This is a genomic window from Celeribacter halophilus, assembly GCF_018860305.1.
Taxonomy (GTDB): domain Bacteria; phylum Pseudomonadota; class Alphaproteobacteria; order Rhodobacterales; family Rhodobacteraceae; genus Celeribacter; species Celeribacter halophilus_A.
This window is the reverse complement of record NZ_JAHKPE010000019.1, coordinates 104,443-127,007: the sequence shown is the minus strand read 5'-3', so window position 1 is coordinate 127,007 and position 22,565 is coordinate 104,443. Positions and strand designations below refer to the sequence as shown.

Genomic DNA, 22,565 nt, shown 5'->3' with positions numbered 1-22,565 from the left:
ACGGTTTGGGCAGTCCCTATGATACCCTGTCTGCCTCCGCCCTCTGGCGGAGCGGTGTCGCCGAAGTTGACCCTTTGGCGATTGACGGGGTTTATCTGCCCAAATTTCCGGTTACCCCCGACACCAAAATCATGACGGCGGGAAGCTGTTTCGCCCAGCATGTCCACCGTGCGCTTGCGGCGCGCAACTGGGCGGTGATTGATGTGGAAACCCCGCAAGGTCCGGTCCCGCGTGCGGTGCTCAACCGTTACGGCTACGGGCTCTATTCGGCTCGCTACGGCAACATCTACACCGCACGGCAGATGCTCCAGCTTTTGCGCGAGGCATTGGGAGAGATCCGCCCCGCAGAACCGGTCTGGACCCGCGACGGGCGGTATTTCGACGCCCAGCGCCCGAATGTCGAACCGCGCGGGCTGGAAAGCGCAGAGCATGTCATGGAGGCCCGTTCCGTCCATCTGCGCCGCGTCCTGCGCGCCGTCAAACGGGCGGAGGTGTTCGTCTTCACCCTCGGACTGACCGAGGTCTGGCGTCACAAGGAAAGCGGCACGGTCTACCCGACCGCCCCCGGCACGCTCGCCGGTCATTTCGATCCGGAAGTCTACGGCTTTCACAACTTCACCCTGCCGGAGGTGCGCAAAGACCTTGAAGCCCTGCGCAGGAGGCTCAAATCCCTGCGCCCCGACCTCAAGATGTTGCTCACCGTGTCTCCCGTGCCGCTCACAGCCACGGCGACAGACAAGCATGTGCTGGTCTCCACCAGCTATTCCAAAGCCGTGCTGCGCGGGGCGGCGGGGGAAATGGCCGCGAAATATAAAGACGTCGATTATTTCCCCTCATACGAGCTGATCACCAACCCCGCAGCAGGAGCCCGGTTCTACAAGGACAACCTGCGCAGCGTGACCGAAGAAGGTGTCGCAGCCGCCATGCGGATGTTCTTTCAGGCCCATGCGCCCGATGCCGCCGCAACGGACGAGCAAGCGCAAGACCGGTTGGGGGACGAAACGGACGAGGCCGATCTGATCTGCGAAGAGGCCCTGATCGAGGCGGCACGCTCATGAGAGAGAAAATCCTCATCATCGGCACCTCGCACACAGGGGCCTTCTATACCGCCCGCGACGCCATCGCGGCGGGCTTCCCCGATCTGGATGTAAGCTATTTCGGCCTGCCGGGCCGCGTCTATAGCAGCGCGGTCTACGAAGGCGGTGTGTTTCGTGCCCCCGAAGACATGCCGCGACAACTGGCGTGGATGGACCGCCGCGAAATCGATTTCGCGCCCTTCTCCCATATCCTGCATGTCGGGGAACGCTATGCGCTCAACCATGTCATGCGGCTTATGGTGTTCCATGATGTGCTTGAAGAGCCGGAACGCACAGGGCGTGCTTATATCTCCAGCGCAGCACTCACGGATATGATACGCGGCACCGTTGCCGGACGCGCCGAACGCCTGCTGGAACGGTTCGGGAAGGACAGCCGCGCCTGTTTTCTGCCTGCCCCCTACCCGCTTGCGCGCTCCACCCGTCCCGGTGCCGGACATGAATATGCCCTCGCCGCACTCGGCAAACGCGCACACGGGGCGAAGTGGATGGCGCTCTACGAGCAGATCATCGAAGAGGAAATGCACAAGGCCGATCTGGACGTGCTTTTGCAACCCCCACAAACCCGTGCGGGCCAGTTTATGACCGCCGACCGCTTTGCCCGCGCCGGCACGGACCAGTCCGCACCCCCTGATAAGGTCGACCACCGGCACATGAATGCAGATTATGGATGGCAGGTGTTTTGCGCCTTCGCGCAACGCTGCCTCGGACAGACACCGGAAAGCGGTTCCGCCGTTCCGGAGCAACAGCAAAAGACAGGTTAGCCGGACGCAACACCGGCAAATGGAGGAGAGAAAACATGGCTTGGGATCGTAACCAGATGGCGGCACGCGCCGCACAAGAGCTTGAAGACGGCACCTATGTGAACCTCGGGATCGGCATTCCCACACTGGTGCCGAATTTCATCCCCGAGGGCGTCACCGTGACGCTGCAATCGGAAAACGGCATGTTGGGCATGGGCCCTTTCCCCTATGAGGGCGAAGAAGACCCCGACCTGATCAACGCAGGCAAGCAAACCATCACGGAACTGCCCAACACCGCCTATTTCGACAGCGCCTTTTCCTTTGGCATGATCCGTGGCGGCAAAATCGCCATGGCGATCCTCGGCGCAATGGAAGTGGACGAAAAGGGCGATCTGGCGAACTGGATGATCCCCGGCAAGCTCGTCAAAGGCATGGGCGGCGCGATGGATCTCGTCGCCGGAGTGGGCCGCGTGGTGGTGGTGATGGATCACACCAACAAACACGGCGACTCGAAACTCTTGCATAAATGCACCTTGCCGCTGACGGGTCAGGGCGTGGTGGATCGCGTCATCACCAATCTCGGCGTTCTGGATGTGGTCGAGGGCGGACTGAAGATCGTCGAGCTGGCCGATGGCGTCAGCGAAGACGAGCTGCGCGCGGCGACTGAGGCGACCATCGTCGATTGAGTATTTTTAGCACAAAGGAAACCGGACGCGGGCGATTTGGTCCGCGTCACTTCTGCGCGCGAATGGCGTTGGTCGCAAACACACAACCGTCGGAATACAGGTCCGGCGGCGTCACACAGAGCCGTTTCGCCACCTGCCACGCCGCCAGCACTTTCGGCACATAGGCGCGCGTTTCCGCATAGGGCGGCGGGCCTCCGGCGGCCTTCACCGCATTCTCGCCCGCATTATACCCCGCAAGCGCCAGCGCCAGATCACCGTTGAACTCGGACAAGAGCCAATCGAGATAGGCAATCCCGCCCTTGATGTTCTGTTCCGGATCCGTCGCATCAACACCGAAACGCTCCGCCGTCGCCGGAATAAGCTGCATCAAACCTTCCGCCCCTGCCCCGCTCACAGCCGCCTCATCGCCGGACGATTCGACCGCAATCACCGCCAGCGCCAGAGCCGGGCTGACCTTGGTCCCGATGGAATGAAGCAAAAGCGCCGTTCCGTAGCGATTGGCCAGATCGGTGACGTGCTGGAAGGACGGACGTGGAACCGCACCTCCGGGATCATGATCAAGCGCTGACAGAGCCGCCCCGAACCGCGACGCCGCCGCGCCCGCCAGATCATGTGGCACAGCGTCCCAATACCAATCCAGAAGATCCGCCGGAGCGGTATCAGCCTCGGGCTTGGCTGCGGGCGGGGCCTTGACCGTTTTGGCACCGGGGCGGATTTGCACAGAGATCAGATTCCCCGCCCCGCCTTGCGGCACAGCGACTCGCTTGGAGCGGACTTCGGGCCAAGGCGGTGGCGACTCGGCCTCTTGAACCTCCTGCTGCGTGCTGTCTTGGGCCTGAATCGGGCTCACAGCCGTCAGACCCAGACAAATTACAGCGCAACATCGGGCGACTCGCACCCGCGACAGGATCGGGAAAGGAAAAAACATGCTCGAACGACTCTCTTTTCCAGCCTCACGGGGCCGGACTTCTTTATGATTGGCTCCATTTTCGCAAAAATCACCGATTTAAGCGAGGGATTTGGACCGATTCCGAATAAATAGAATGCAAGGTTTCACGGATTTTTTGCAGAAAAAGACTTTTGTCGAAAAATGGTTAAACTTATTATTATTTAAAAGCAGTGTGTTAAGAGAAAATTTACGCGAAAAATTCATGACGCCAAAATTGTACCAATGCTGCCCAACTCTCGCCCCAGTTCGAAGGCCATATAGCCTCATCGAAAGCGCAACGAGACACACCGGCAAGGGAAACGCCGAAGCTCGAAGCGCCGAGACGTGGAAACAAATGTTACGAGATCCTTGGAGGGATACATTATGAAACTTTTCAAATTCGCAAAAAACTTCGCCCGTGACGAAGATGGTGCTGTGACCGTTGACTGGGTTGTGCTGACCGCTGCCATCGTGGGTCTTGGTGTTGCTGTTCTGACCACCGTTTCTGGCGGCGTTCAAAGCCTCGGCGGCAAAATCTCCAGCAGCCTGACTTCCACTGATGTGGCCGTGTATGGTGAGACCGATTAAGAATAATATAAACGGAGAGTAATTATGAAACTTTTCAAATTCGCAAATAGCTTCATCCGCGACGAAGATGGTGCTGTGACTGTTGACTGGGTTGTGCTGACTGCTGCTATTGTGGGTCTCGGCGTTGCAGTTCTGACGACTGTTTCCGGCGGCTTGCAAGACCTCGCTGGCGACATCTCTAGTGAACTGACAAAAACAGACGTGACTGTATATACCACTGAATAACAATTATCTCGTGGTAGCTTAATATCAGGTCTAACTTAGCCCAATGGGCTGATGAGATTTCATGTAAAACCGCACCCTTATACAAGGGTGCGGTTTTTCGTTATTTAGACCTCATCTAAAATACCAACGACAACCCCGCGGCTTCCTGCTCTTTGTTCGCAAAACCGCAAAAATTCACGAGAGCGCCACGGCAAAATCACCGAATTGCCTCATTTCATTGACAGGTTAACCGCACATAGCGAGAGGGGACATGTTCCCCACATGCAAAGGGACGAAGAGTTATGCGTATTATTTTTGGATTGGTCCTTGTCATCGGGGTCGCTCTGGCCGGGTTTGCCGTCCACATGACCCGCGGCTATTTGTCGACCTATCAGGCGGAGTTGAACCGTGAGAAAGCCTTGCGCTCCCAGACGGTTCAGACCGAAGATATTTATGTGGCCCTGGAACAGATTTCCTATGGGGAAGAGGTCACACCGGACAAGGTGAAGATCGTGAAATGGCCGGTGAACGCCTTCCCGAAAGAGCCGTTCCAGACCGAAGAACAGCTCTACCCCGCAGGCACCGGTGTCATGCGCTCCGCATTGCGGACGATTGAGCCGATGGAGCCGCTTATGGCCGCCAAACTCACCCGTCCGGGCGAGAAAGCAGGTGTTGCGGCACGTCTGTCCAAAGGTATGCGCGCCTTTGCGATCCGCGTGGACGTAACCAGCGGCGTGGCCGGTCTGTTGCGCCCCGGAGATCGGGTCGACATCTACTGGACGGGGAAATTGTCCGGCTCGCAGACCGAAACAACAAAACTCATCCAGTCCTCGATGCCTCTCGTGGCCGTCGACCAGTCCGCTGATGAGGAACGCCAGTCCAGCGTGATCGCCCGCACCGTGACGGTTGAAGCCAACCCGACGGAAGTCGCCGCGCTGGCCACGGCCCAAAGCACAGGTCGCTTGTCACTGGCGCTTGTGGGGCTCAATGACGACACGGTGGTCGGCGGGGTCGAAATCGACAAAAACACGCTTTTGGGCATCGAAGAACAAGCCGTCGTCGAAGCCCCGCGTGAAGAGATCTGCACCATCCGCACACGCAAAGGCGGGAATATGGTCACAACGCAGATCCCCTGCTCCAACTGAGACGCAGGATCATGACAGCAAGGGGCGGCTCGAAAGGGCCGCTCTTTTTCGTGGAAATTCAAGGATATGTCTTCGCCTGAGACTTCACGTCAGAGCATCTGAAAATTGCACCTTTGTGGCTTATCCACATCACCAAACGCGGCCAAGAGATTGATTCTTGCAAAAAAAACCGAATTAACGCATTCTCGGCGCAATTGGGCCAGTAGAGTCCTTTTTTTTGAGGCGTGGTCGAATAGAGGCAGGATCACATGAAAGCATGTAATATATTTAAGGCGGCTCTCATCGGGTTTGCCGTTATGAGCGCAGCACCCCAAGGGGCTTTTGCAGAGAAACTTCGCGTTATGACCGGTTCGCCATCAGGCGTGCTGAACGTGCCGATGAACCGCGCAGTGGTGGTCGAAAGCGACGAACCCTTCACGGAAGTCTCGGTCGCAAACGCCGAAATTGCGGATATTTCCACATTGTCGGAACGCTCGATCTATGTGCTCGGGCGGACCCCCGGCATGACGACCATGACGCTTCTGGCGCCTGACGGATCGCTGATCACCAATGTGCAGGTGCAGGTCACACCGGATCTGACCGAATTCAAAGAGCGCCTGCGTCAGATCATGCCCAACGAGAGCATCGAAGTGCGCACGGCCAATGACGGCATTGTCCTGTCAGGCATGATTTCTTCCGTCACCATGATGGATCGCGCGGTGGAACTGGCCGAACGCTATGCGCCGGGCCGTGTGTCCAACCTGTTGAACATCGGCGGCACCCAGCAGGTGATGCTGAAGGTGCGCTTTGCCGAAATGTCGCGCTCTGTATCGAAAAACCTCACCGCCTCGCTTGGCGTCGAATATGGCGGCAACGATGCCACCAGCAGCGCATTGCTTGGCGGCACCGCAAGCGGCGACGGTCAGGGACAATTCTCGATCGGCGGTACAATCGGCGACACCGAGCTTTCCATCCTGCTCGAAGCGATGGAAGAAAAAGGCGTGTCGCGCACATTGGCCGAACCCAATCTGACCGCACTCTCCGGCCAGCAGGCGAAATTCCTCGCCGGTGGTGAATATCCGATTCCGGTGTCCGACGACGACGGCATCTCCATCGAATACAAACCGTTCGGTGTCGAGCTTGAATTTATTCCGCGCGTCATCAATGGCGACCAGATCAACCTTGAAATGCGCGCTGCGGTCTCTGGTGTTGATTCCTCGGTGAGCTACACCGCGAACGGCTTTACCGTAAGTTCGTTCAAACGCCGCGAAACCTCCACCACGGTGGAGCTGCGCGACGGGCAAAGCTTTGCCATTGCCGGACTTCTGGAAGATGATTTCGAAGATCTCATCGGTCAGGTTCCGTGGCTGGGCGATATTCCGGTTCTCGGCGCCCTGTTCCGCTCCACCGATTATACACGCAGCCAATCCGAGCTCGTGATCATCGTCACCCCGCACCTTGTCACCCCGACAAATGGTCTGGCGCTTTCCTTGCCGACCGACCGTGTGAAAATCCCGAGCGAAAAAGAGATGTTCCTCTTCGGGAAAACACTGGGCGGCACATCCGCACCGAAATCCGGTGGTGCGGCAGAAGTGGCGAAACAGGACTTCTCCGGGTCCTATGGCTATGTGATGGAGTAAGGACATGCGCGGGACTTTGAAACTGACATTCGCGGCCACGGCCCTCCTGGCTCTTGGCGCCTGCTCCGAACAACCTGCGGGCTCCACGCTCGACAACGGGACATTCGGCAATGCGACGATGAACAATACGCTCGTCCAGACCGGTCAGCTGAATTATGTGATCGATCTGAACGAACGATTCGCGGCCCAGGTGCCGACCACCGTGAATTTCGAGTTCAACTCGGCCATTCTCGACGGTGTCGCCCGTGATGCCATCCGCAAACAAGCGCATTTCATGGCGCAATTCCCCGAAGTGCGCTTCCGCGTTTACGGGCACACGGACCTCGTCGGCTCCAACGCCTATAACAAGGCGCTTGGCCTGCGTCGTGCAAAAGCCGTGGTCTCAGAGCTTGCCCGCAACGGCATCTCGCGCTCGCGTCTCGAAGCGATGGTCTCTTATGGCGAAACCCAGCCGCTCATCGTGACCCAGCATCCGGAACGCAAGAACCGCCGCACGGTCACCGAAGTCTCCGGTTTCGTGGAAAACGAAAAGCTGGTGATGGACAGCCGCTATGCGGAGATCATTCACCGCGATTATGTCGAAAGCGCCGTCTCAACGACGAGTATAGAAACGACAGGCTCTATCGACGAGATGTAACATCGTTCCGGAATAGCGAATTATTACGCGATTTTGGCCCTATTGTTGCCCTAGTTGACCGGCACCTTATCCCCATTGGGAGCAGTATATCCGTCCTCCGAGTCGGATGAACGCGCCAGGGGAATAAGGGCCGGTCTTTTGTTTAAAAGACCGCGTTCCTCATAAGCCTGGCGTTCGAGTAAAAAGGACGCTTTGAGCAATGTCGAGTGAAGCTCTATTGGAAGACGACCCGACCCCGCTGATCGCTTGCACGATCAGTCGGGATGTGCAGAATTTTGATCTTCTGATCGAAGATATGGAGACCGAACTGGGCGAAGCCTGGGGAGATCTCTCTTTTGAAGACGCACGGCAATTTTTCCGCCAGCCGGAGAGCGGTGCCCTCAAGTTTGTCGCCATCGCCCTTGATCACGAAGACGAGAGCCATCTGGCCCTGATCGCCGATCTGGTCAAATCAGCCAAGGCGCAAGACGTCAAAGTCATCCTGATTGCCGACGAGGTCTCGCCGATGGCCTTGCACCAGTTGCTGCAACTCGGTGCCGAGGACTTCATCCCCTACCCGCTTCCAGAAGATGCACTTCATGACGCCATCGAACGGCTGGATGCCCCGCAAAAAGTGGCCGCCGTCGATTTTGTTGAAGCCACCGCCGCCCCTCAGGCCCAGCTTCAGTCCGGTGCAAACGGGATCATCCTGCCGGTGCAGTCCATGGCCGGCGGCGCGGGGGCAACAACCATTGCCGTGAACCTCGCATGGGAACTGGCCACGATCGAAAAGAAAGGCCCGCAACCGCGTGTGCTTCTGATCGATTTCAACCTGCAATTCGGGTCCGTGTCGACCTATCTCGACCTGCCGCGGCGCGAAGCCGTCTATGAATTGCTGTCCCCGAGCGACGAGATCGACGACGACCTGTTCAAAGGTGCGCTGTTGAATTTCAACGACAAAATGTCGGTCCTGACCTCGCCTGCGGAAATCCTGCCGCTCGATTTCATCGAGGCGCAGGACGTGGAACGACTGCTGGAGAAAGCGCGCAGCCATTTCGATTATGTGATCGTCGACATGCCCGCCACTCTGGTGTCGTGGACAGAAACGGTTTTGAACGCGTCGGAATTCTATTTCGCGCCCATCACACTGGACCTGCGCTCCGCACAGAACATCCTGCGCCTGCGCAACACGCTCAAGGCCGAGGAACTGCCGTTCGAAAAACTGCGCTTCCTGCTGAATTTCGCGCCCAAAGGCATCGACATGTCCGCCAAGGCACGGATCAAACGCATGGCCGAAAATCTCGAAATTGCCATTGATGTGCAGTTTCCGGACGGCGGGCGTCCGGTGCGCGAGGCCTGCGATCAGGGCGTACCTCTGGGAATCGAAGCAACCAAGAACCCGTTGCGCAAGGAAATCCACAAACTTGCCGCCTCGATTCATGCGCGTCAGACGGAACAGCTTGAAGCCGCACAATAAGGGGCACATCCCCGTATGAGGTAGAACAGAAATGTTTTCGAGATATAAGAAAAACGAGACCCAGAAGGCCGCTCCGGTAAAAGCGCAACCCACCAGCGCCGCGCCCGAAGAACCCAAGCGCGCGGCACCGCCCAAGCCGAAAGCGCCCGCGCCCAAACCGGCCCGCCGCTCGGCCCAGGCCGCGCCTGTGGACAAAGAGCGCCGTCGCAAGGAACGCCTGAGTGAAATCAAGGTCGAGATGCACAAGCGTCTCCTTGAGGACTTGAACCTTTCCGCTCTCGAAACCGCCTCCGAAAAAGATCTCAAGGCTGAAATTTCCGATATCACCGCCGAGTTTCTCGCCGATCAGGGCCTTGTCCTGAACCGCGAAGAGCGGATCATGCTGAACCAGAACCTCTATGACGAGGTGCGCGGTCTCGGTCCGCTGGAGCCGCTTTTGCAAGATGAAAGCGTCAACGATATTCTGGTGAACGGCCCGCAACAGATTTTCGTCGAACGCGCGGGGAAACTCGAACTGTCCGACATCACCTTCAAAGACGAAAAGCACCTGCTGCGCATCATCGACAAGATCGTGTCCGCCGTGGGTCGTCGCGTGGACGAATCAAACCCCTATGTTGACGCCCGTCTTGCCGACGGCTCGCGTTTCAACGCAATGGTGCCGCCGGTCGCCGTGGACGGCTCGCTCGTCTCCATCCGGAAATTCAAAAAGGAAAAGCTCGGGGTCGACGATCTGGTGCGTTTCGGCGCGTTTACCGAAGAAATGGCCGCCTATCTTCAGGCCGCCGTCTCCACCCGCCTCAATGTTATCGTGTCAGGCGGGACAGGTTCCGGTAAAACCACCACGCTCAACGCCCTGTCGAGTTTCATCGACAACTCCGAACGCATCCTGACCATCGAGGATACGGCGGAACTTCAACTCCAGCAGACCCATGTGGGCCGCATGGAAAGCCGCCCAGCCAACGTCGAGGGCAAGGGCGCCGTGACGCAGCGCGACTGTCTGCGCAACGCACTGCGGATGCGTCCGGACCGGATCATCGTCGGCGAGACGCGTGGCGAAGAAGTGATCGACATGTTGCAGGCCATGAACACCGGCCACGACGGGTCCATGACCACGATCCACGCCAACTCCGCCCGCGATGGTGTGTCGCGTCTGGAAAACATGATCGCGATGGCCGGGATCGAGATGCCGCTCAAGGCCGTGCGCTCGCAAATTTCCTCGGCTGTGAACCTCATCGTGCAGGCCTCGCGCCTGCAAGACGGGTCGCGCCGCATGGTGTCCATCACCGAAATCACCGGGATGGAGGGCGATGTGATCTCCATGCAGGAAGTGTTCCGTTTCCAGCGCACGGGCCTTACCCCCGACAACAAGATCATCGGTCACTTCACCGCAACCGGTGTGCGCAGCCATTTCTCCGAACGGTTCCGCATGTGGGGCTATGACCTGCCGCCATCCCTGTTTGAACCGACCAATCCGCGCTAAGGAGCCCGAAGACCATGATCATTTCAATGGAACCGATCATTTACGGCGTGATTTTTGTCGCCGTTCTGCTCCTCGTCGAGGGCATTTACCTAACGGTATTCGGCAAGTCGATCTCGCTGAATTCGCGGGTCAACCGGCGCTACGAGCTTTTGGAAAAAGGTTCGGGCAACCGCGAAGAGGTGCTCAACCAGCTCCGCAAGGAGATGAGCCAGCACCTCCAGTCGCGGAAAATCCCGCTCTATTCCGTGCTGGCCGAAAAGGCGCAAAAGGCCAATATCGCCTTCTCGCCCAAACAGCTTCTGATGATCATGGTGCTTTTGGGCATGGTGGCTTTTGTGGGCCTCTCCATCGGCACGTCGGCCTCGATGCCGATCCGTGTAGCCGTTTCCGTCCTCATGGGGATCGGTGCGGTCTATGTCTGGATCCAGTCCAAAGCCAAGAAACGCCTCGCGCTGATCGAAGAGCAACTGCCCGACGCCGTGGAACTCATGGTGCGCAGCCTGCGTGTCGGCCACCCGTTTTCCAACGCGCTCAACATCGTCGCCAAGGAAGTCCCCGATCCGCTGGGCACCGAAATGGGCGTGATCGCGGATGAAAGCGCCTACGGGCGCGAAGTGGGTGAGGCCCTCAAAGACATGGCCGAACGGCTCGACATGCAGGATTTGCGCTTCCTCGCCGTCGCCGTCTCCATCCAGCAGCAATCGGGCGGGAACCTCGCCGAAGTGCTCGAAGGCCTCTCGAAGGTAATCCGTTCGCGTTTCAAACTCTTCCGTCGGGTGAAAGCCATCACCGCCGAGGCGCAATGGTCCGGCAAGTTTCTCTCCGGCTTCCCGCTTCTGGCACTTCTGATGATCACGTTGATCAAACCCGATTACTACGATTCAGTCAAAGACACCCCCGCCTTCATCCCCGCCTGTCTGGTGGTCGCCGCCTTCCTGACTGCAAACATCTTCGTGATGAAGAACCTTGTGAACATCAAGGTCTGAGACGGAAAGGATATTCCCGATGCAAGAGATATTTTCTGCCATTCTGGGCGATCAACTTGGGCCTTTCGGACCGCTGATCCTCATGGGCACATTGGGCGCGGTGCTGATTCTCTTCACCCTGCCTGTGTTATTGAAAAAGAAACAGGACCCGCTGGACCGCCTGCGTGACCAGATCAAGTCAGGCAAGGATGCGGCCAATGGGAAAGCTCCCGCCAGACTGCGCTATGACAACAAGAAAGGTGCGAGTCTCGAAAAATACTCCTCGTTTCTTGAGCCGCAGGACGAGGAAGAATATTCCGCCGCCCAACTCAAGATGATTCAGGCAGGGTATCGCTCCAAAAACGCGGTGCGTATGTTCCACTTTGCCCAGTTTGCGATGGGGATCGGCGCTTTGGCGCTTGGGGTGATTTTCGCGATGCTGAAGTCAATGGAACAGGATATGAGCACGCGCTCTCTGATCCTGACCGTGCTCCTGCCCGGCGTAATCGGCTATATGGCGCCCAAATACTGGGTGACCCGCAGGATCGAGGCCCGTAAGGAGGAGATCGTCAACGGCTTCCCCGATTCGCTCGATTTGATGCTTGTATGTGTCGAGGCCGGTCAATCGCTCGATCAGGCCATCATTCGTGTGGCAGTCGAAATTCGGGCTGGCTTTCCGGCTCTGGCTGACGAATTCGAAATCGTCGCCCACGAGATCAAGGCCGGTAAAGACAAGAGCGTGGTGCTCAAAGACATGGCCGAGCGGTGCGGCGTACCGGATGTGGCCTCTTTCGTCACCGTGTTGATCCAGTCGCAACAGTTCGGGACGTCAATTGCCGATGCTTTGCGGATTTACGCGGCAGAGATGCGCGACAAGCGCGTGATGCGCGCCGAAGAAGCCGCCAACAAGCTGCCGACCAAGATGACTCTTGCCACAATGATGCTGACCGTGCCGCCACTTTTGATCATTCTGATTGGCCCGTCGGTCTATGACATCTATACATTGCTTAACGAAACCAATTTCTGACCCCTTTTACGGGCAACTGGTTCAGGGCAAAACAGGGGACATCATGCCTCACCGACATTTGCGCGCGCCTTTCGGGGCCGCGCTTTTCCTCTCTCTTCTGGCCGCCTGCCAGTCCGGCGGGCTCAAGCCGCTTGACGATGCGGGTGACTACGCGCCTGTGGGCGTGGATACGACGGAACAAGCCGTGGACGGCCTCACCGTCGGTCACCGCCTTATGGCCGCGGGTGAATATGAACTCGCCCTCAAAGCCTATTACCGCGCCGCCCTTCACCAAGGCATGACGGTCGACACCCTGTCCGCCATCGGCTCGGCCAAGCTGCGGCTCGGACGGATGGGACAGGCGGAACGGGATCTGCGGCAGGCCATCGAACTGGACGAAACCTTTGTGCCCGCGTGGAACAACCTTGGCGTCGCGCTGATGGAACAGGGTAAATATGGCGAGGCTGAACGGGTGTTCCGTACCGCCTTTGCCTTGGACAGTGGCGAATCTGCCGAAATCCGTGACAATTTGCGCTTGGCCCTCGCTAAAATGGAAAATCCTGAGTATAGTGACGCCTACGAGAGCAATTTTACCTTGGTGCGCCGCGGGACGGGAGAATATCTTATCCTTGCACGCTGAGACCGCCTGAGACCCGAAAACGGGCCGGAGGTCGACAACAGGGCAAACAAAACGAGATTGAGGCAACAGGGTCCAAAAGGCACGAAAGCCACGGGGAACACAACCCCACGGACCGGAGCAGACAAGAGGTGGCAGGCACCATGAGCAGTATTTTCGTGCGCAAATTTCCTATTTTCACCCTCGCAATCGCGGGGACGGTGGCGCTTTCGGCCTGCCAGAAACCCTTTGGCGGGGATGTGCGCCGCGCCGACACATCGGTGAATGCCATCGACGGCACAGGCATTTCGGATGTCATGCTCAATGCCGCCGATCCGGCAGAGGCCGTGTCCTATTTCTCACGATCCGTGGGCGAAAACCCCGACCGGATCGACCTGCGCCGCGGGCTGGCCAAATCCCTGATCCGCGCGGGCGAGAACGACGCCGCTGTCGAAGCATGGAAATCCGTGATCGAACACGAAGACTCCACCAATGACGACAAGGTTGACTACGCCGATGCGCTCATCCGCACCGGCGAATGGAAAGAGGCCGAAGCCCAGCTCGACAGCGTGCCGCCCACCCATGAGACCTACAAACGCTACCGCCTTGAGGCGATGATTGCCGACAGCAATCAGGAATGGAAAAACGCCGACAGTTTCTACCAGACCGCCGTGGGCCTGACGACACGCCCCTCCGGTGTGCTCAACAACTGGGGCTACTCGAAAATGACACGCGGCGAATACAAAGAGGCCGAAAAACTCTTTGCCAAAGCCATCACCTATGACCCGACGCTGTTCACCGCCAAGAACAACCTCGTTCTGGCCCGTGGTGCCCAAGGCAATTACGATCTGCCCGTCATGGAAATGACCCAGACCGAACGCGCCCAGCTGCTCTATACGCTGGGGCTGACGGCGGTGAAATCCGGCGATGTCGCCATCGGCAAGGGCCTGATCAAGGAAGCCATCGACACCCATCCGCAACATTTCGAAGCCGCTGTGCGCTCGCTACGCGCGCTTGAAGCGAATGTCTCGAACGGCTGAGCTGTCATGATCTCCCTTCCAGCGCACGCCGCCCTCTGGTTTCTCCTGCCGGTCACGGTGGTCTCCTTCATCGCCGCTTTCAATGATTTGAAACGGATGAAACTGCCCAATATGGTCGTCCTCACTCTGGCGGCGATCTATGTCGTCATGGGGCCGTTCCTGCTGCCCTTTGAACAATATCTCTGGGGCTTTGCCCATGCCGCAGTGATGTATGTCGTGGCCCTCTTCGCCTATGCCTATCTCGGCGTCGGCGCGGGCGACGGCAAATTCGCGGCGGCCATGTCCATGTTCATCCCGTTTGCCGACCTCGGAACGGTGCTGACCCTGTTTGCCGCCTTCCTGCTCGGCGCTTTCATCGCCCACCGCGGCGCGCGCGCCGTGCCCGCCATCCGGCGCGCCACCCCCGACTGGATTTCGTGGGAGCACAAGAAATTCCCTATGGGACTGGCACTTTCGGGCACAATGGTCTGCTATCTGGCGCTGGCCGCATTCCTCTGATCCGCGCCATGCGCAACGCAGGCCCCCTGCCCGCGCCACACGCCCTTCATAATGCTCCGGAAATGTCGAAATATTGCCGGATTTCTTCGCTTTAACCGAGGAGATTCGTAAACACGGCACAAAGCCGTCGGGACATACGGCACACCAGACACCGGTCCGGAAAAGCCGATACGGGAAAGAAAGAGCAGAACAGATGGACACTACCCCGAACGTGATCGCGCCTGTTGCACCAAAACATGCAGAAGACACGGGGCTCTCCCCCGTCATGATGCGCGATATCGTGTTGAAAACGATGTTCAGAACCAATCTCGAACAGGTCTCCAGCCTGTCCGTCGCCCTCGCACTTCCGGTCTCCGTCACGCAGGACCTGATCGACAAGGCCCGCGAACAGGGACTCGTCGAAGCCACAGGCACGCTGCACGCAGGGGCCGGTTCGGAAATGGGCTTTCGCCTCTCCGACACGGGCAAATCCCGCGCGCTCGATGCCTTGAGCCAGTCCGAATATTACGGCGCCATGCCCGTCCCGCTGGAAGACTATGCAGAACAGGTCAAACGCCAGTCGGTGCGCAATATGAAAGTGACCCGCGACGCACTTCTGGGAGCGATGGGGCACCTGATCCTGCCGCCCGACCTGCTCGACCAGCTTGGACCTGCGGTGGGCGCCGGACGCTCGATCCTGATGTATGGCCCGCCGGGGAACGGGAAATCCTCTATCTCCAACGGCATCCGTGACGCGCTTGGCGATCTGATCTATGTGCCGCGGGCGATCGAATACAACGGCTCGGTGATCACCGTCTATGACCCGCTGATGCACGTCAAACGCGAAGACCCCGAAGACGATGTCAACGCGCTGCGAAAAACCGCGAACCGCTTTGACCGCCGCTATGTGCGCTGCGAACGGCCCTCGGTGGTGACGGGGGGTGAACTGTCGCTCGACATGCTCGACCTTGTCTACAACCCGACCGCACGGACCTATCAGGCTCCGTTGCAGCTCAAATCCACCGGCGGCATCTTCATCGTGGACGACCTTGGCCGCCAGGAGGAACCGCCGCAGAAACTCGTCAACCGCTGGATCGTGCCGCTTGAGGAAAGCAAGGATATTCTCGCGCTCCAGTCGGGCGAGAAATTCGAGGTGCCCTTTGACACGCTGGTGATTTTCTCCACCAACTTCCACCCGAACAAGATCTTCGATACCGCCGCCCTGCGCCGGATTTTCTACAAGATCAAGATCGACGGGCCGGATCAGGCAGGCTTCCTGAAAATCTTCGCCATGGTCGCGCGCAAAAAGAAAATGCCGCTGGACGAGGACTCCTTGGTGTATCTTCTCAAAGAGAAATACCCGACCATCGACAATGTCTACGCCAACTACCAGCCGGTGTTCCTCATCGACCAGATCATCTCCATCTGCGAGTTTGAAGGCATCCCCTACCAGATGACGCCGGAACTGGTGGAGCGCGCTTGGGCGAACATGTTCGTCAAGGAAAGCGAATTCGCACACTAAAGCGTTTCTCAAAAACCTTGAGACACTCAATTTTTGAGAAGCGCAGCAACATCAATGCAGTGTGGACACGCTTTTCGCTCAATCTGATTCAGATTAACCGAAAAACGCTTTAACCTGTCGCGACCGGGCGGGAGCAAGTGCGGGGGTCTGTTGCCTTGCATGGGAACCCTGCGCGAAACCTGCGAAGGGCAGCCCCACTGGCGGGCGTGGAGGATGTGAGTATTTTGGCCATCAGAAAGCCTGAGGGGGTTGTTAGGGCCGCGCGGCGTGGGGCGTTGGGCCACAGAGTGCCACAGACGGAGGGCTGGACCTCGCGGCACCGGCGCTCATAGACTGGCTTCGATATTTTAGCATCGGAGCATTTCCCATGACCGCCCAGCGCCTGACCATATCAGAACCTGCCATACATGCAGGGCTAGGCGCAACGAATACAGAAATCGCAAATGCCTCCGAAATCTTTTAGAAATGGTCATTGTCATCATGCTCCTGATCATTGGAGGCATGGGCCAAATTACTCATTCATAAAAAATCGGACACTCTCTCGCCTTGCGTCAGCAGCTTACATTGATGGCGCACACTCAGCCTGTTGTCCTTGTTCACCATTTTTGCCTCGCTGCCCGGAAAATAGCTCGATATCCTCCAACATTCTCTCCGTTGCGGCTTCAGGCCATACCATCCTTGCGCACCATCCATCCAGCGAGCTTCCAGCCAAGCACCGAAATCAGCGCACCGAGATATCCGTCGATCGCGTAATGCCATGCAAGCATAACGGACCCGATCATAATGACACCAACAAACACGGCCATAATCCGCCCAGCCCAGCGGCCATAGGTATAGGCATAGAGCATCATTAGCACGCTCGATGCGACATGCATACTTGGCATTGCCGAAATACCCCGCGCCCGACCCTCTGCCACATAGCCATCCCAAAGCATCTCATGCACATCGAGTGCCCAGATCCGGCCAACCGCGTCATAATCCTTAAGCGTGTCAGTTAGCGCCACGAAATCCGTCCCAAAACCAAGGCGCTCATAGTAAACCGGCCCCGCCGAGGACAGCAGCATCGCAACCACGTTGCCCCCCCCGAACCAGACCAGTACGAAGGCAGTCAGGTAGCGGTAATGCGTGGCACGGTTCTCCCTAGAAAAACATGCCAGGATCACTGAGAAATACAACAGGAAGAGCCAGCCATGATAAGCCGCATTGACCCCGGTTGCGACCATCGGCGTCCCGATCAAATCCAGTACAATCTTGTAAGGATCGGTGCCGAAATGCAGCATACGATCCCATTCGGCAAAGGTTACATCCCAGGAAAACGGGTTAACGAAGGGAATCGCATATTTGAGATATGAAAACGTCCTTATGAAAACTATGAAGACCACAAGCGCCACCATCCCGATGCTCATCCGCTCGAAATCAAAGAAGATCCGGCGCACATCCGCGACCATTTGGTGAATCGGGCGCTCAGGGCGCAGCACTAAGGCGAGATACATAAACCGCCCCACCAACAACAAGATAAGGAAGAGCGGCAACATCACCGTAAACAGCGCCATCAGCGAGTTGAACGTGCCTATCTCGAACGGCACGCCAATTAGCCCGCTGACATAGGTAGCCGCCACCACAGTCACCAGTACGCAGGAGATCAACAGGCGGTTCCTGAGAAGACACTGCGGCCAAGCCCAGAAAAAGCTGCGCGAATGTTCTGTTTGCATAGACATGATTTCTGCCTCCAGTTCTATCGTTGGGCACGAAAAAACAGGAAAAATAGGCAAGGATAAGGCAGAATTGAGCCGACATTTCCAAAATATTGCCTTCGGCTGGAAAAGGGCGTCATCAAGACTGTCGTCTGGTAATATTTTCAACCTGTCCGATATGACTGTCGATGTTTCTGCGGAAAGGACACGGACTAAATAGCAGACCGGCATTTCAGGCAAGAGCGCACTTTGTCGGCAGAGAACCGTGAAGCTGGTATCGACATCTTGCAGGAATCAGTTCAGATGAATGACCTCCACCGATACGGTAGCTTGGATGGGGTGGGTGGTTAGGGCATTGGGCCACTCAGTGCCGCAGACGGAGGGCTGGACCTCGCGGCACCGGCGCTCATAGACTGGCTTCGATATTTTAGCATCGGAGCATTTCCCATGACCGCCCAGCGCCTGACCATCCCGGAACCTGAGATTGAACTCTACGAAGACGGCTTTGACGCCACAGATCGCGGCGTTGCCGATCTTGGCCGAAAGGAAGATGGCAAGAAGCTCTCCGACCTTGTCGAAAAGATCGCAGAGCCAATGGTCATCGCCGTCGATGCCCCTTGGGGTGCTGGGAAATCGGTGTTTCTGAAATGTTGGGTGGGGGCGCATACAAAGGAAAATAAGGGCACCGCGACCACGGTATATTTTGATGCGTTCCAACACGATTTTCTGGACGATCCGCTTGTATCGATTTTCAAAGAAGTCACAGACCGAATTGAAAAACTGAAACCCGAGACAACCGAAGACGCGGAGCAACAACGTATTGCCAAACTGAAAGACCTCTCAGGCAAGGCTAAGAAGTATGTCCCCATTCTGGGCCGCGCGGCTTTACGGCTTGCTGTTGGAACAGTGGCAACCGAAGCCATTATGGACATTGAAAACCCAGACGAAAGCTCTCTGGACGAATTGCTCCAAAATGCAAATTCCGAAGTAGCGAAAGCCATTGGGTCATTCTGGAATGCGGAGGAAACGCGCTCTCAGGCAATGAATGGCTTTCGCGAATACCTGTCGGACCTCGCCAAAGATCAAAAGCTCGTCATCGTCGTGGACGAACTGGACCGCTGCCGCCCCGACTATGCGCTGCACCTTCTGGAAGTGATCAAGCATTTCTTCAACGTCGAGAATGTTCACTTTGTTTTGGGCGTGAACCTGACGGAGTTGGAAAATTCAGTGCGTGCGCGATATGGGGCGGGTGTGAATGCAGGGCTGTATTTGCAGAAGTTTGTGACAGTGAGAATGAGGCTCGGAAAGCCGGCCCAAAACGGCTCATTTAAAACCAATTATTTTGATCAACTGTGTGACCAGCTAACAATAACCGAGGAAGAAGGAAAACAAATTGCAGTTCAATACATCAAGCAAACTGCCAATGACGAAAACGTCACCCTTAGAGGCATGCAACAATTCGGGCGTCATTTGAACATTTCCCCTACCGCATGGCACCGACCTTACTATCACCCAATAGGAGAAATGCGTGAAGAAATTCGTGTCGGGCTGATATTTTTGGCTGCCTTTTATCCCAAATACATCTCTAAGGTTCTTAATGGTGAATTCGACTACGCGACGGCTGTGCATCTCTTTCAGCTTCCCAAGCCACTCGACCCCCAAACTACCGATATGGTTCCAACATTCGCGTGGATGGCCTGCTTGGGAGGTTCAGCTGAAACAGCACTTCTAGAAAAACATTTCTCCGACAATACAACGCATATTCGTCAAGAAATTAGCAAAGCAACCATCCCGCAAATCTGGCATGAATACGTAAACGTCTTCCAACTCCCGACCTAACCCCCTTCCCATCCCCCCCTCTCACACGTTAAACCTCCCGCCAAACCTGTGATCCCAAGGAGCCGACAATGGCAGCCAATCAATTCGTCTATTTCATGGACGGCGTGTCCAAGACCTACCCCGGCGGCAAGAAAGTGTTCGAGAACATCCGCCTCAACTTCCTGCCCGGCGTGAAGATCGGTGTGGTCGGTGTCAACGGCACCGGTAAATCCACGCTCATGCGGATCATGGCCGGTCAGGACAAGGACTTCCAGGGCGAGGCATGGGCCGCCGAAGGGGCGCGGGTCGGGTATCTTCCGCAGGAGCCCGAGCTTGACCCCTCGCTTGACGTGCGCGGCAATGTCATGCTTGGCGTGGCGGAGAAAAAGGCCATCCTTGACCGCTACAACGAACTGGCGATGAACTACTCGGACGAGACCGCCGAGGAAATGGCCCAGCTTCAGGACAAGATCGACGCCGAGAACCTCTGGGATCTCGACAGCCAGATCGACGTGTCGATGGAGGCCCTGCGCTGCCCGCCGGATGATGCCGATGTCACCACGCTTTCGGGCGGTGAGAAACGCCGTGTCGCGCTGTGCAAACTGCTGCTCGAAGCCCCCGACATGCTGCTCCTCGACGAACCGACCAACCACCTCGACGCCGAGACCATCGCATGGCTCCAGCAGCACCTCATCGACTACAAGGGCACGATCCTGATCGTCACCCACGACCGCTATTTCCTCGATGACATCACCGGCTGGATTCTCGAACTCGACCGTGGCGCGGGCATCCCCTACGAGGGCAACTATTCCTCATGGCTCGAACAAAAGGCCAAACGCCTTGAGCGCGAAGCCCGCGAGGACAAGGGTCGCCAGAAAACTCTCGAACGCGAACTCGAATGGATGCGTCAGGGGCAAAAGGCGCGTCAAGCGAAACAGAAAGCGCGGATCAACGCCTATAACGAACTGGCCTCGCAATCCGAGCGCGAGAAAATCTCCCGCGCCCAGATCGTCATCCCCAACGGCCCGCGTCTCGGCTCCAAGGTGATCGAGGTCGAAGGCCTCAAGAAAGCGATGGGCGACAAACTTCTGATCGAAGACCTGTCCTTCTCCCTGCCGCCGGGCGGGATCGTCGGCGTGATCGGCCCCAACGGTGCCGGTAAATCGACCCTGTTCAAAATGCTCACCGGTCAGGAAACCCCCGATGCGGGCACGGTGGAATATGGCGACACGGTCAAACTGAGCTACGTCGACCAGAGCCGCGACGACCTCGACCCCAACGCGACCGTGTTCGAAGCCATCTCCGACGGGCAACAGATCATCCAGCTTGGCGATGCGGAAGTGAACGGGCGGGCCTATTGCTCGACCTTCAACTTCAAAGGCGGCGACCAGCAGAAGAAGGTCGGCGTGCTGTCAGGCGGTGAACGCAACCGTGTCCACATGGCGCGACTGCTGAAATCCGGCGGCAACGTGTTGCTGCTCGATGAGCCGACCAACGACCTCGACGTGGAGACGCTACGCGCACTCGAAGATGCGCTGACAGATTTTGCAGGCTGTGCGGTGGTGATCTCCCACGACCGTTTCTTCCTCGACCGGATCTGTACGCATATTCTGGCCTTTGAGGGTGACGCGCATGTGGAATGGTTCGAAGGTGACTTTACGTCCTATGAAGAGGATAAAAAGCGGCGTCTGGGACCGGATGCGCTTGAGCCTAAAAGATTGAAGTATAAGAAATTTTCCAGATAAAATCTGGGAAATTTCCTTCAATCTTTTAGGTGAAACCACATGCAAAAGCGCCCTTCGGGGCGCTTTTGCATGCGCGCGAGGCAGCGTATTTTCAAAGAAAATGCGCGTTCGCGCCCCGTGGAGAAGGCGCGGTAGATTTCAACTAGTATGATTGACAAACGCGCCTAAGGTGCCTTTGTTTTTATATGAACGCCATTTAATGAGAGAATATTTTGGACTGGTACGAAATACATAATTTTGTCGACAATGACTTGCCTTCAATTAGGTCATTTTTATTTGAAGTGCTTAGCCTAGAGACCAAGGTGGGACTTTACGGACTGTCAGTATTATTCCGCCACAACGATCACCTTGCCCCCATTCAAAGTCTGAAAAAAATTGAAACAAATTTGTATGCCTTGGCGCGTGCCGCAAGATTTATCTCACATGAACACGAGCATGTGCTCAATAATATTCTAACGTCGAGTCCGCTGATTAACCGATGCACTGAGATAAGTTTGGCTTTTGAGCTAGCCAAAAATCAGAGACCACTGCATTCACCCCTCTCAGTGATTACGAAGAGCGCTGCCTTTTTTGGTCAAACAATCGGGATAAATTTCAATAAATTTGCATTTGACGAAAATGGATCACTGCCAATAAGGCAGATGCTAGTTGATCTCGATCGGATAATTCCCATAGCTCAAAGTATTGCAAAAACTTATTGGCGAAGAATTTCCGAGGATGATGAAATCTTCAAGCCATCGGGCATAGACATTGAAGAGGTGAAGCGCTTCATAGATTCTGCAATTCAAGCAATCTCCGAAAGCTCCGATCTAGACCTCGTTCAGAGGGAAAAACTTATGGAGTATTTGACGGAAGCCAATTCAGAATTAGCCGAGGGCACGCCTGTTTGGAGAAAAATTGTCGGGGCCCTAGTAATAGTTTCTACAGTTTTGGCGGGATTAGCCGCAGCTCCCGAAGCTTTAGAAAATGTGGAAAGGGCCTACCGCCATATTCTCGGAACTTCGATGAAAATCAACAACTCATCGCCAGCTGCACAAATTTTCCTACCCCCTGCAGTTGATGTGTAAAAGTCAACACCGCACCCCCGCGCCTGACCCGAGGG

At 56.7% G+C, this 22,565-nt stretch carries 21 protein-coding genes; 19 read left to right on the top strand and 2 right to left on the bottom strand.

All coding sequences use genetic code 11. From position 1 onward, the window contains the following. Positions 1-5 precede the first annotated feature (5 nt). The 3 genes from KO492_RS04970 to KO492_RS04960 are packed head-to-tail and all read left to right on the top strand — an operon-like array spanning position 6 to position 2,523. Entirely contained in the window at positions 6-1,058 is a 1,053-nt protein-coding gene (locus KO492_RS04970) for a GSCFA domain-containing protein (protein WP_216043932.1), read from the top strand. Beyond that, complete coding sequence (locus tag KO492_RS04965) at positions 1,055-1,858, top strand: hypothetical protein (protein ID WP_216043931.1); 804 nt, start codon at positions 1,055-1,057, stop codon at positions 1,856-1,858. The genes KO492_RS04970 and KO492_RS04965 overlap by 4 nt, the downstream gene beginning before the upstream one ends. A gap of 35 nt (positions 1,859-1,893) precedes the next feature. Next, positions 1,894-2,523: a 3-oxoacid CoA-transferase subunit B gene (locus KO492_RS04960; RefSeq protein WP_066602817.1), complete on the top strand. Its 630-nt coding sequence runs from the start codon at positions 1,894-1,896 to the stop codon at positions 2,521-2,523. 46 nt (positions 2,524-2,569) lie between these two features. On the opposite strand, the gene KO492_RS04955 is transcribed toward KO492_RS04960, so the two are convergent. Then, complete coding sequence (locus KO492_RS04955; RefSeq protein WP_216043930.1) at positions 2,570-3,451, bottom strand: lytic transglycosylase domain-containing protein; 882 nt, start codon at positions 3,449-3,451, stop codon at positions 2,570-2,572. A 384-nt stretch (positions 3,452-3,835) separates the two neighbouring features. On the opposite strand from KO492_RS04955, the gene KO492_RS04950 reads away from it, so the two are divergent. From KO492_RS04950 to KO492_RS04890, 13 genes are all read left to right on the top strand, one after another. Next, the gene (locus KO492_RS04950; protein WP_216043929.1) at positions 3,836-4,039 is read left to right on the top strand and encodes a Flp family type IVb pilin; all 204 of its coding nucleotides are present in this window, start codon (positions 3,836-3,838) and stop codon (positions 4,037-4,039) included. Positions 4,040-4,063: 24 nt separating this feature from the next. Next, a complete protein-coding gene (locus KO492_RS04945; RefSeq protein WP_216043928.1) occupies positions 4,064-4,264 on the top strand; it encodes a Flp family type IVb pilin in 201 nt (66 codons plus the stop codon). A gap of 281 nt (positions 4,265-4,545) precedes the next feature. Next, a complete protein-coding gene (gene cpaB / locus KO492_RS04940) occupies positions 4,546-5,388 on the top strand; it encodes a Flp pilus assembly protein CpaB (protein ID WP_216043927.1) in 843 nt (280 codons plus the stop codon). Between the two features lie 248 nt (positions 5,389-5,636). After that, the gene (locus KO492_RS04935; protein ID WP_216043926.1) at positions 5,637-7,007 is read left to right on the top strand and encodes a type II and III secretion system protein family protein; all 1,371 of its coding nucleotides are present in this window, start codon (positions 5,637-5,639) and stop codon (positions 7,005-7,007) included. A gap of 4 nt (positions 7,008-7,011) precedes the next feature. Then, on the top strand, positions 7,012-7,644 hold the full coding sequence (locus tag KO492_RS04930; protein WP_216043925.1) for an OmpA family protein: 633 nt from the start codon (positions 7,012-7,014) through the stop codon (positions 7,642-7,644). A gap of 199 nt (positions 7,645-7,843) precedes the next feature. Beyond that, positions 7,844-9,100, top strand: a complete 1,257-nt coding sequence (locus tag KO492_RS04925; protein WP_216043924.1) for an AAA family ATPase — start codon at positions 7,844-7,846, stop codon at positions 9,098-9,100. A gap of 31 nt (positions 9,101-9,131) precedes the next feature. Beyond that, positions 9,132-10,580 (top strand): CpaF family protein, encoded by a 1,449-nt coding sequence (locus tag KO492_RS04920; RefSeq protein WP_066602793.1) that lies wholly within the window; start codon positions 9,132-9,134, stop codon positions 10,578-10,580. A 14-nt stretch (positions 10,581-10,594) separates the two neighbouring features. After that, complete coding sequence (locus KO492_RS04915) at positions 10,595-11,566, top strand: type II secretion system F family protein (RefSeq protein WP_216043923.1); 972 nt, start codon at positions 10,595-10,597, stop codon at positions 11,564-11,566. Between the two features lie 19 nt (positions 11,567-11,585). Then, the gene (locus KO492_RS04910; RefSeq protein ID WP_216043922.1) at positions 11,586-12,572 is read left to right on the top strand and encodes a type II secretion system F family protein; all 987 of its coding nucleotides are present in this window, start codon (positions 11,586-11,588) and stop codon (positions 12,570-12,572) included. 43 nt (positions 12,573-12,615) lie between these two features. Continuing rightward, the gene (locus KO492_RS04905) at positions 12,616-13,191 is read left to right on the top strand and encodes a tetratricopeptide repeat protein (protein ID WP_216043921.1); all 576 of its coding nucleotides are present in this window, start codon (positions 12,616-12,618) and stop codon (positions 13,189-13,191) included. Positions 13,192-13,331: 140 nt separating this feature from the next. Next, entirely contained in the window at positions 13,332-14,207 is an 876-nt protein-coding gene (locus KO492_RS04900; RefSeq protein ID WP_216043920.1) for a tetratricopeptide repeat protein, read from the top strand. A 6-nt stretch (positions 14,208-14,213) separates the two neighbouring features. Then, entirely contained in the window at positions 14,214-14,705 is a 492-nt protein-coding gene (locus KO492_RS04895) for an A24 family peptidase (RefSeq protein ID WP_216043919.1), read from the top strand. A gap of 193 nt (positions 14,706-14,898) precedes the next feature. Beyond that, positions 14,899-16,206 (top strand): ATPase, encoded by a 1,308-nt coding sequence (locus KO492_RS04890; protein WP_216043918.1) that lies wholly within the window; start codon positions 14,899-14,901, stop codon positions 16,204-16,206. 662 nt (positions 16,207-16,868) lie between these two features. Here the strand turns inward: KO492_RS04890 and KO492_RS04885 are convergent. After that, positions 16,869-17,924, bottom strand: coding sequence for a phosphatase PAP2 family protein (locus tag KO492_RS04885; protein ID WP_216043917.1), 1,056 nt, complete (start codon positions 17,922-17,924; stop codon positions 16,869-16,871). A 423-nt stretch (positions 17,925-18,347) separates the two neighbouring features. On the opposite strand from KO492_RS04885, the gene KO492_RS04880 reads away from it, so the two are divergent. The 3 genes from KO492_RS04880 to KO492_RS04870 all read left to right on the top strand — a co-directional run bounded on the left by KO492_RS04880 (position 18,348) and on the right by KO492_RS04870 (position 22,530). Continuing rightward, entirely contained in the window at positions 18,348-19,739 is a 1,392-nt protein-coding gene (locus KO492_RS04880) for a KAP family P-loop NTPase fold protein (RefSeq protein WP_216043916.1), read from the top strand. A 68-nt stretch (positions 19,740-19,807) separates the two neighbouring features. After that, positions 19,808-21,463, top strand: coding sequence for an energy-dependent translational throttle protein EttA (gene ettA, locus KO492_RS04875; RefSeq protein WP_216043915.1), 1,656 nt, complete (start codon positions 19,808-19,810; stop codon positions 21,461-21,463). 212 nt (positions 21,464-21,675) lie between these two features. After that, a complete protein-coding gene (locus KO492_RS04870) occupies positions 21,676-22,530 on the top strand; it encodes a hypothetical protein (RefSeq protein ID WP_216043914.1) in 855 nt (284 codons plus the stop codon). Positions 22,531-22,565: the final 35 nt, after the last annotated feature.

Coding starts and splice junctions, on each gene's coding strand:
- KO492_RS04890 (WP_216043918.1), top strand. CDS start 14,899: ATGGACACTACCCCGAACGTGATCGCGCCTGTTGCACCAAAACATGCA.
- KO492_RS04885 (WP_216043917.1), bottom strand. CDS start 17,924: ATGTCTATGCAAACAGAACATTCGCGCAGCTTTTTCTGGGCTTGGCCG.
- KO492_RS04915 (WP_216043923.1), top strand. CDS start 10,595: ATGATCATTTCAATGGAACCGATCATTTACGGCGTGATTTTTGTCGCC.
- KO492_RS04895 (WP_216043919.1), top strand. CDS start 14,214: ATGATCTCCCTTCCAGCGCACGCCGCCCTCTGGTTTCTCCTGCCGGTC.
- KO492_RS04930 (WP_216043925.1), top strand. CDS start 7,012: ATGCGCGGGACTTTGAAACTGACATTCGCGGCCACGGCCCTCCTGGCT.
- KO492_RS04965 (WP_216043931.1), top strand. CDS start 1,055: ATGAGAGAGAAAATCCTCATCATCGGCACCTCGCACACAGGGGCCTTC.
- cpaB (WP_216043927.1), top strand. CDS start 4,546: ATGCGTATTATTTTTGGATTGGTCCTTGTCATCGGGGTCGCTCTGGCC.
- KO492_RS04905 (WP_216043921.1), top strand. CDS start 12,616: ATGCCTCACCGACATTTGCGCGCGCCTTTCGGGGCCGCGCTTTTCCTC.
- KO492_RS04880 (WP_216043916.1), top strand. CDS start 18,348: ATGACCGCCCAGCGCCTGACCATCCCGGAACCTGAGATTGAACTCTAC.
- KO492_RS04935 (WP_216043926.1), top strand. CDS start 5,637: ATGAAAGCATGTAATATATTTAAGGCGGCTCTCATCGGGTTTGCCGTT.
- KO492_RS04910 (WP_216043922.1), top strand. CDS start 11,586: ATGCAAGAGATATTTTCTGCCATTCTGGGCGATCAACTTGGGCCTTTC.
- KO492_RS04950 (WP_216043929.1), top strand. CDS start 3,836: ATGAAACTTTTCAAATTCGCAAAAAACTTCGCCCGTGACGAAGATGGT.
- ettA (WP_216043915.1), top strand. CDS start 19,808: ATGGCAGCCAATCAATTCGTCTATTTCATGGACGGCGTGTCCAAGACC.
- KO492_RS04945 (WP_216043928.1), top strand. CDS start 4,064: ATGAAACTTTTCAAATTCGCAAATAGCTTCATCCGCGACGAAGATGGT.
- KO492_RS04925 (WP_216043924.1), top strand. CDS start 7,844: ATGTCGAGTGAAGCTCTATTGGAAGACGACCCGACCCCGCTGATCGCT.
- KO492_RS04955 (WP_216043930.1), bottom strand. CDS start 3,451: ATGTTTTTTCCTTTCCCGATCCTGTCGCGGGTGCGAGTCGCCCGATGT.
- KO492_RS04900 (WP_216043920.1), top strand. CDS start 13,332: ATGAGCAGTATTTTCGTGCGCAAATTTCCTATTTTCACCCTCGCAATC.
- KO492_RS04920 (WP_066602793.1), top strand. CDS start 9,132: ATGTTTTCGAGATATAAGAAAAACGAGACCCAGAAGGCCGCTCCGGTA.
- KO492_RS04960 (WP_066602817.1), top strand. CDS start 1,894: ATGGCTTGGGATCGTAACCAGATGGCGGCACGCGCCGCACAAGAGCTT.